A 7,782-nucleotide genomic window follows, 5' to 3' on the forward strand; every position below is an offset into this window, starting at 1 on the left:
CCCGGCAGCGGCGCGGCGCGGCGCCCGCGGGCACCGCTGTAGCGTTGCAGTGCAAAACGGGCAACGTCCGCCCCGTCACCAGAGGCGGAACAGCGCCTTCGCCCGGGCGAGGTTCGGGTTGTAGTAGGGGTCGTTGCGCAGCTCCGGCCCCCAGCGCTCGGTCATGGTGGCGACCTCGGCCTCGAAGCGGGCCCGCTTCTCGGGGGTGTCCTCCTTGCCGCGGCTCTTCGATTCGTGGTGGGTCAGGGCGGCGTGCGGCGTCCAGATCACCCGGTAGCCGGCCCTGCGCACCCGCAGGCACAGGTCGATGTCGTTGAAGGCCACCGCCAGATGCGCGGCGTCGAACCGGCCGACCTCCTCGAACACCGCGCGCCGCATCATCAGGCAGGCGCCGGTGACCGCCGAGACCTCCTGCGAGATCACCATGCGGCCGAAATAGCCGGGGTCGTCGGGCCCGATATCCGGGTGGCTGTGGCCGGCGACGCCGCCGACCCCCAGCACCACGCCGCCGTGCTGGAGCGTGCCGTCCGGATAGGACAGCTTGGCGCCGACCGCGCCGACCCCGTCCTCGACCGCGATCGAGGCCAGTTCCGTGAGCCAGCCCGGCGCGACGACCTCGATGTCGTTGTTGAGGAACAGGAGCAGCGGCCCGCGCGCGGCCGCAGCACCATCGTTCGAGAGCCCCGAGAAGTTGAACGGGCCGGGCCGCGACAGGACCCGCACCCGCGGATCGGCGGCGGCCTGTTCCAGGAGCGCCAGGGCCGCGGGCTCGGTGCTGCCGTTGTCGACCACCACGACCTCGATCGCCGGATAGTCGGTCCCGGTCAGGAGCCCGTCGAGGACGACGCGCAGCAGCTCGGCCCGGTCCCTGGTCGGGATCACCACCGAGACGAGCGGGGCCGGGTGGGGCAGGGCGCGCACCAGCCGGTTGAAGCCGAGCGGGCCGCGCTCGACCCGGTGCGGCCAGCCGCGGCGTGCCACCAGCTCCTCCAGGGCCTGGAGGCGCGCCGCCTCGGCCCGGGCCAGGAACGCGTCCGAGAAGGTGCCGGAGCCGATCGCGGTGCGCCAGTGGTACAGGATCGCCGGCAGGTGGCGCACCCGGGCGGGGTCGAGCCGGTCGCTCAGGCGCAGGAGCAGGTCGTGGTCCTGGCTGCCCTCGAAGCCCGAGCGCAGCCCCCCCACCGCCGCGACGAGGCTGCGGCGCACCACCGTCAGGTGGTTGAGGTAGTTCTGGCCGTAGAGGAGCTCGGGGTTCCAGTCGCCCTTGAAGTGCGGCTCGAAGCGCCGGCCGTCGGCGTCGATCTTGTCCTCGTCGCTGTAGATCAGGTCGAGGTCGGGCTCGCGCCGGATCGCCTTCGCCACTTCATAAAGGGCGTGGGCCGGCAGCACGTCGTCGTGGTCCATGAAGGCGACGTAGGCGCCGCGGGCGAGCGCCAGCGCGGTGTTGGTGGCGGCCGCGATGTGGCCGTTCTCGGCCCGGCGCTCGACGCGGATGCGCGGGTCCTCGGCCGCCGCCCGGGCGAGCAGCCGCGGCACCGCCGGGTCGGTCGAGGCGTCGTCGGCGATGCAGAGCTCCCAATGCGGGTAGAGCTGCCCGCGCACCGAGCGCAGGGCCTCCTCCAGAACCTTGGGGCCGGGATCGTAGACCGGCATCACCACCGAGATCAGCGGCGGCTCGCGCCACTGCGCCACCTCGGCCGCGATGCGGCCGCGGTCGGCCTCGCTCAGGGTGTCGAAGTGACGGACCCAGGTGTCGTAGCCGGTGAGCCCCGGCGGCACGAGGGCGCGGGCGAGGCGGTGCTGCGAGCGCACCCGCTTGCCGACGGAGCGCCAGAAGAGAGCCTGGGCGGTGAGGACCGGCCGGCGCAGGGCCGCCCGGCCGACGAGGGCGAGGCGGCTGCGCACCGTGACGGTGAACTCGGCGATGGCCAGCGCCGGCTCGCCGAGCATCGGGGTCAGCCGCAGGGACGTGGTGCCGGCGGGCAGCCGCCCGAGCCAGGTGAAGCGCCCGTGGCCGAAGGCGCGCTCGTCGAGGCTGGTGCCCTGCGGCCCCTCCGGCCCGTCCACGATGGCGGTGAGCTCGACCCGGCTGAAGGCGCCGTGGTTCTCGTCCTTGAAGGCGATCGAGACCCAGCGCGCCCCGAGCCCGAGATCCGCCACGTCGAGGCTCAGCCCCTCGGCCCCGAACTCGAGCGCGAGGCGGGCGAAGTCGCGCCGGACGACGCGGCCGCGCCCGAGGCGGAGCGACGCCTGCAGGGCGGCGGGCCGGGAAGCGGGGAGGGACGCGGAAGGGGTCTGGGCCGTCACCTGTGCTCGCGCCTCTATCGCCGCCGCGGGGCCGGCGAGCGGAGCCGGGCCTCGTCATTCTCAACGAAATCAATTGGTTACGCCAAGTCAGGCGGCCGACCGTGTAGCAGGCGGCGGGAGCGGCTGGCAAGGCCCGGCCAGAGCCCGGGGCAGGCGCGATCGAGGCTCGGACGGCCGCGGCGCCCGGCGGGCGGGACCGCCCGGCCGGCGCCCGGCCCAAGCCGCTATCTGGAGCCGCCGTCGGGAGCCGGCAACGGAAAACCGTGCCGGCCCGCGGAACCGTCTTGTCACCCGCCGCGACTGCCTCTATACGCCCTCTCACACCGGGGCCGCCCACACGGCCTCGAGGGCGCGTAGCTCAGCGGGAGAGCACTACGTTGACATCGTAGGGGTCACAGGTTCGATCCCTGTCGCGCCCACCATCGCACTTCGGATGTCAGGGGTCATCCCCCCGGAGCGCGACGAGACCGAGACCGCTCGGTCGCTTGTACGAGACCAGGGCGCCCCGGCGACGGGACCGCCCGAAGACGGACCGCACGGCGAGCCACGGCTTGCACGGGGCGATGGGCGCGTAGCTCAGCGGGAGAGCACTACGTTGACATCGTAGGGGTCACAGGTTCGATCCCTGTCGCGCCCACCATCGTACCCCGGTCCTTCCCCCCGGAGAGGCTCGCAGCCCGGCAGCATCGCCCGGCGGCCGGCTCCGCGACGGAACGGAATCCTCTCATGACCGACCAGGATGTGGGTGTCGCCTTCGCCACCCTAACGACCGCGCTCGCGGTCGCGCTGCACAAGCAGGGCGTCGCCGACGGCGAGGCGCTGCTGGCCGAGACCGTCGGCACCCTCGAGGCAGTCCTGGACGGCGACTACCCGGAGACCGCGCGGGCGATCCTCTCGGCCTGCGCCCGCTCGCTGCGGGCCGCGGAGGGCTGAAGGCCCCCTCGCGTGTTGCAGCCGACCGCGCCCGGGACGGGGCGCGGCGACCGTGCCGCGACGGCCCCTCAGAGCCAGAACCGCGCCGTCAGCTTCTCGTCGCTGTCGATCTCGGACGTGCTGACGACCCGGATCTCCTCGAAGAAGCGCTCGATGCCGATCGTCGCCAGGTCGTACGACATCATCCTCTTGAGGAGGGTGTTGTAGTTGTCCTTCAGGTACGACGACCCGGGATCGAGGTTGGTGACCAGCACGAGCCCGGTCGGGAAGGAATCGAGCGCCAGGATCTCCAGGTCGGGCCGGACCTGCTTGAGGAGGAGCGCCGTGCGCCAGACGTCGCCGGTCCACCACCCGGTGCGCGACGGCTTGACCGGGACGATGCCCGCCTCGGTGCGCGCCGTCATCGGCAGTTCCGGCGGCAGGCAATCGTGCAGGGCGATCACCGAGTTCGGGGCGGACACCGCCTCCGTGTTGTAGAAATCCCTGAGCAGGAACTCGCACCGGTGCATGCCGTCCAGGAAGGCGAACTGGACGGGCTCGCCGAACAGGTCCCTGGGATCGAACCGTGCGAAGAAGTCGTCGGACGTCATCTGGTACAGCAGCGACATCCGGCGCGTCGAAAAGATGGCGGGATCGGCGATGACGAAGGTGGGATCGACGGCGATCGCGTCGCACTTCGCCAAGGCGAGCGTGCCGCCTTCCCGGGTGCCGATCTCGAAGTAATTGCGCGGCTGCAACGTCGCGTGGATCTTCGCCAGGACTTCCCTGTAGTTCGATCCGGCATGCTCTTCCACATCGTATCGTGACGAAGCGGCACCCATTCACCTGCCCCCGTCTTATACGATCGACATCATCACGGATCACGCCGCAGGGTAGAAACAACCCATGCGACCGTCAAGCTTGGCGTTCCAACTTGGAGCGGCATGCCGGACCGGGCGGGCATGGCCGCGCCCGGGACGACGCCACCCCGAGCGGGCCGATATCCGACCGGATCGTCCGCGCGATGCGGGCATGGGCACGGAGCGTCGGTCGATGCGGGCGGAGCGGCAGCAGGGATCGAAGCCGTCGGCGGCACATCGCCCGGCCGCCCTGACGTGCGCGATTGGATTGCAGGGCGATTTGATTGGCATCGAATGTTCAGCAGATGACGGTCCGCTCGTTCCGCCTTAACGGAAGCTATTCCATATCCCTATAGCCTGCAGCAAAAAATGATAACCACATGTCGTCACTCAGAATACAAAAAATATTTCTATCGCTATTCGATCATTCGCGAAATACGTGTTGGAGTTTTTATTTGCGAAACCAGGAAAAAAGTTGCGCGCGTTAGCGAGTTATAAATTATGTTTGGAAGATACTGTTTGCATAAAAATTGCCGGATGGGGGAATCTGTCATGCTTCGCAACACCAAAATCGTGCTGAAATCGGTCGTGCCGCTGCTGCTCATGGCGGCCGTGTCCTGCGGGCTGGTCGTCTATGCCGTCGGCAGTCTCGACGGCTTGGCCAAGCAGATGCGCAGCATCGTCGACCAGCAAACCGTCCGGCTCGAGCGGATCCTGAGCATCCGGATCAACACCAACGAGGTCGCCATCGCGGCCCGCAACCTCATCCTCGAGACCCGCGAGCGGGAAATGGCGGGGTACAAGGTCCGCTACGACGCCGCCGTGAAGGCCTCGCTCGACGCCGCGAACACCCTGATCGCGATGGCCGATACGCCGCAGCGCCAAGCCGCCAACCAGACGCTTCAACGCCTCCTGCAGACATTCTTCGCCGCCACCGACAAGGCGGCCGCCCTCGGCCTCAAGAACGACAACGAGGCGGCGGTCAAGGCCCTGCTGGTCGACGCCGGCGCCGCCCGCGAGACGATGCGGACCTTCGTCGAGGAGCGCGTCGATCGCCTGAACGCCGAGCTGCGACAGGCCCGCGACGAGGCGGAGCAATCCGTGTCGAAGGCCGTGTGGATGCTGACCGCCGCGGCGGCGGCCGGGCTGATCGGGGCGGTCGCGCTTTCGGTCCTCATCGTGGTCTTCGGCGTCACCCGTCCGCTCGCCGGCCTCGTCGGGGTGCTGCAGCGCATGGCCCGCGGCGAGATCGACGCCGAGATCCGGGAGGCCGGCCGCGGCGACGAGATCGGCGCCGTCGGCAAGGCTGTCGAGGGCATCAAGGCGATGGTCGCCCGCAAGGCCGCCGAGGAGGCCGAGGTCAAGCGCCTGGCCGACGCGGCGGCGGCCGCCGAGCGCAAGCGCACCATGATCGAACTCGCCGACGCCTTCGAGCGCGCCGTCGGCGGCATCGTCGGCATGGTCTCGTCGTCGGCCACCGAACTCCAGGCCACCGCCCAGCAGATGACCGACACCGCCCAGGAGACCGCCTCCCAGTCGACCACCGTGGCCGCCGCCGCGGAAGAAGCCGCCACCAACGTCAACACGGTCGCGGTGGCGGCCGAGGAGCTCGGCGCCTCGGTGCAGGAGATCGGCCGCCAGGTGACCGGCTCGGCCCAACTCGCCCAGGCGGCGGTGGGCGAGGCGAGCCAGACCGCGCAGCTCGTCCAGGCGCTCAGCCAGAACGCCGGCCGGATCGGCGACATGGTCGGGATGATCTCGGGCATCGCCGGCCAGACCAACCTGCTGGCGCTCAACGCCACGATCGAGGCGGCGCGCGCCGGCGCGGCGGGGCGCGGCTTCGCGGTGGTGGCCACGGAGGTGAAGGCGCTGGCCGAGCAGACCGCCAAGGCGACCGAGGAGATCGCGCGCCAGATCGGCGAGGTGCAGGGGGTGACCGCGCAGGCGGTGACGGCGATCGGCGCGATCACGGGCCGCATCCGGGAGATCGACAGCGTGGCGACGTCGATCGCGGCGGCGGTGGAGCAGCAGGGCGCGGCCACGCAGGAGATCGTGCGCAACGTCGCCCAGGCCTCGGTGGGGACGACCGAGGTGACCGGCAACATCGCCGGCGTGGCGCAGGCATCGGAGGAGACGGGGGCGGCCGCCGGACAGGTCCTGTCCGCAGCCTCCGAGCTGTCGCGGCAATCCGAGCATCTCGGCGCCGAGGTCGCCCGCTTCCTCGCCACCGTGCGGGCCGCCTGAAACCGCCTTTTTTCGTCGGCCGGCGCTCGCGACGAGAAGGCGAGCGGGCCGCCGCGATCCCCGTCGACGGCCCCTTTTCGGGGCCGTCGTCCTGCCCGGCAGGGCCGCTGCCTCGGACGGGCGATGGCGCCGGCCCTGCATCCAGCAAGCGACGAACCGGAATTTTCGAAGTCGGTCAAAACGGATCCAAAAAATCTCTTGTATAAATACGATGTTTCTACAGTTGCCTTGGAACTAAAGCATTAGATCGCATCGTCATCGATCATCCCCTTCGCGGCTGCATGCGCGAGAAACTCATCGAGCACGCCTGCGCCGAGCGTCCCTTGTAGGGGCACGGCGAGCGCCTGCTCGATCGCCATGAACCGGCCCGGCAGGAGACGGAGATCCGTGCGCTGCGCCGCGAACGCCTCGACGGCCTGCCTGACGCCCGCCGCAACGTCGCATCCGCCTTCGCAGAGGAGCCGCAGAGCGTCGCCCGGCGTCGGCACCGTCGACAGCTCGGCGTGCCGGAGGGAGCGGGCGAGATGGCCGTGGTAGGCGGCCCCGGCCGCCGACGCGACCCGCACCTGCGGCCGGTCGACGTCGCCGCCGGTCCGGAGCGGACTCGTCTCCCGGACGGCGAAAACGGCCTCGATGCGCTTGTAAGGGCGGCTATACGCCACGCGGTCGGCGCGCGCCGGATCGACGGCGATGAACGCTACGTCCCATCCGGCGTCGCCGACGGACGCCATGAGGGCGCCGGCCGACGGGAAGGTCACGAGGCGGACCGGGCGATCGAGCCACTCGCCGAGGGCGCGGCCCAGGTCGACGGCGATCCCGTACGGCTCGCCGTCGTGCTCCCCGATCCGCACGAGCGCCGCGTTGGCGAGATTGATCGCGATGCGCACAGGCCGGTCCGCCGCCGGATCGCTCGTCACGGGATCTCTCATCGTCGGTGTGCCCCCAAGCGTCCCAAGCGCCCAGCCGGGATCAGGCGAAGGAGGCTCGGCCCCGCCTCCTTCGCCGCCGGCCCTCACTTCATCGTCGGCATCACGAACTCGGCGCCGGCGCGGATGCCGGTGGGCCAGCGGGTCGTGATGGTCTTCAACCGGGTGTAGAACCGCACCCCCTCCGGCCCGTGCATGTGGTGGTCGCCGAACAGCGACGCCTTCCAGCCCCCGAACGAGTGGAACGCCATCGGCACCGGGATCGGCACGTTGATCCCCACCATCCCGACCTGGATCTGGTGCGCGAACTCCCGCGCCGCGTCGCCGTCGCGCGTGAAGATCGCCGTCCCGTTGCCGAACTCGTGCTCGTTGATCATCCGCGCCGCCGTCGCGTAGTCGGGCGCACGCGCCACCGCCAGCACCGGCCCGAAGATCTCCTCCTTGTAGATCGTCATCTCGGGCGTCACCCGGTCGAACAGCGTGCCGCCGACGAAGTACCCGTTCTCGTAGCCCTGCAGGCTCAGGGTCCGCCC

General features: G+C 70.4%; 6 protein-coding genes and 2 tRNA genes. 4 read left to right on the forward strand and 4 right to left on the reverse strand.

Going from position 1 to position 7,782, the window contains the following annotated elements:
* Window positions 1-75 precede the first annotated feature (75 nt).
* A complete protein-coding gene (locus BMX97_RS08370) occupies window positions 76-2,172 on the reverse strand; it encodes a glycosyltransferase family 2 protein (RefSeq protein WP_244538340.1) in 2,097 nt (698 codons plus the stop codon).
* 482 nt (window positions 2,173-2,654) lie between these two features.
* On the opposite strand from BMX97_RS08370, the gene BMX97_RS08375 reads away from it, so the two are divergent.
* The 3 genes from BMX97_RS08375 (at window position 2,655) to BMX97_RS08385 (ending at window position 3,240) form a co-directional block, all read left to right on the forward strand.
* Window positions 2,655-2,729 (forward strand) — tRNA-Val (locus tag BMX97_RS08375).
* Window positions 2,730-2,872: 143 nt separating this feature from the next.
* A tRNA-Val gene (locus BMX97_RS08380) sits at window positions 2,873-2,947 on the forward strand.
* Window positions 2,948-3,033: 86 nt separating this feature from the next.
* On the forward strand, window positions 3,034-3,240 hold the full coding sequence (locus tag BMX97_RS08385) for a hypothetical protein (RefSeq protein ID WP_060846025.1): 207 nt from the start codon (window positions 3,034-3,036) through the stop codon (window positions 3,238-3,240).
* A gap of 68 nt (window positions 3,241-3,308) precedes the next feature.
* Here the strand turns inward: BMX97_RS08385 and BMX97_RS08390 are convergent, their stop codons facing one another.
* Window positions 3,309-4,034, reverse strand: coding sequence for a class I SAM-dependent methyltransferase (locus tag BMX97_RS08390; RefSeq protein ID WP_091747910.1), 726 nt, complete (start codon window positions 4,032-4,034; stop codon window positions 3,309-3,311).
* A gap of 597 nt (window positions 4,035-4,631) precedes the next feature.
* Between BMX97_RS08390 and BMX97_RS08395 the strand changes: the two genes are divergently transcribed.
* Complete coding sequence (locus tag BMX97_RS08395) at window positions 4,632-6,323, forward strand: methyl-accepting chemotaxis protein (RefSeq protein WP_091747913.1); 1,692 nt, start codon at window positions 4,632-4,634, stop codon at window positions 6,321-6,323.
* A gap of 242 nt (window positions 6,324-6,565) precedes the next feature.
* Here BMX97_RS08395 and BMX97_RS08400 read toward each other — a convergent pair whose 3' ends face one another.
* Window positions 6,566-7,240: a transporter substrate-binding domain-containing protein gene (locus BMX97_RS08400; protein ID WP_244538337.1), complete on the reverse strand. Its 675-nt coding sequence runs from the start codon at window positions 7,238-7,240 to the stop codon at window positions 6,566-6,568.
* A 95-nt stretch (window positions 7,241-7,335) separates the two neighbouring features.
* On the reverse strand, window positions 7,336-7,782 hold a 447-nt coding region (locus tag BMX97_RS08405), incomplete at its 5' end, for an aldehyde dehydrogenase family protein (RefSeq protein WP_143074578.1).

Source organism: Methylobacterium sp. ap11 (assembly GCF_900110515.1).
Lineage (GTDB): Bacteria > Pseudomonadota > Alphaproteobacteria > Rhizobiales > Beijerinckiaceae > Methylobacterium > Methylobacterium ajmalii.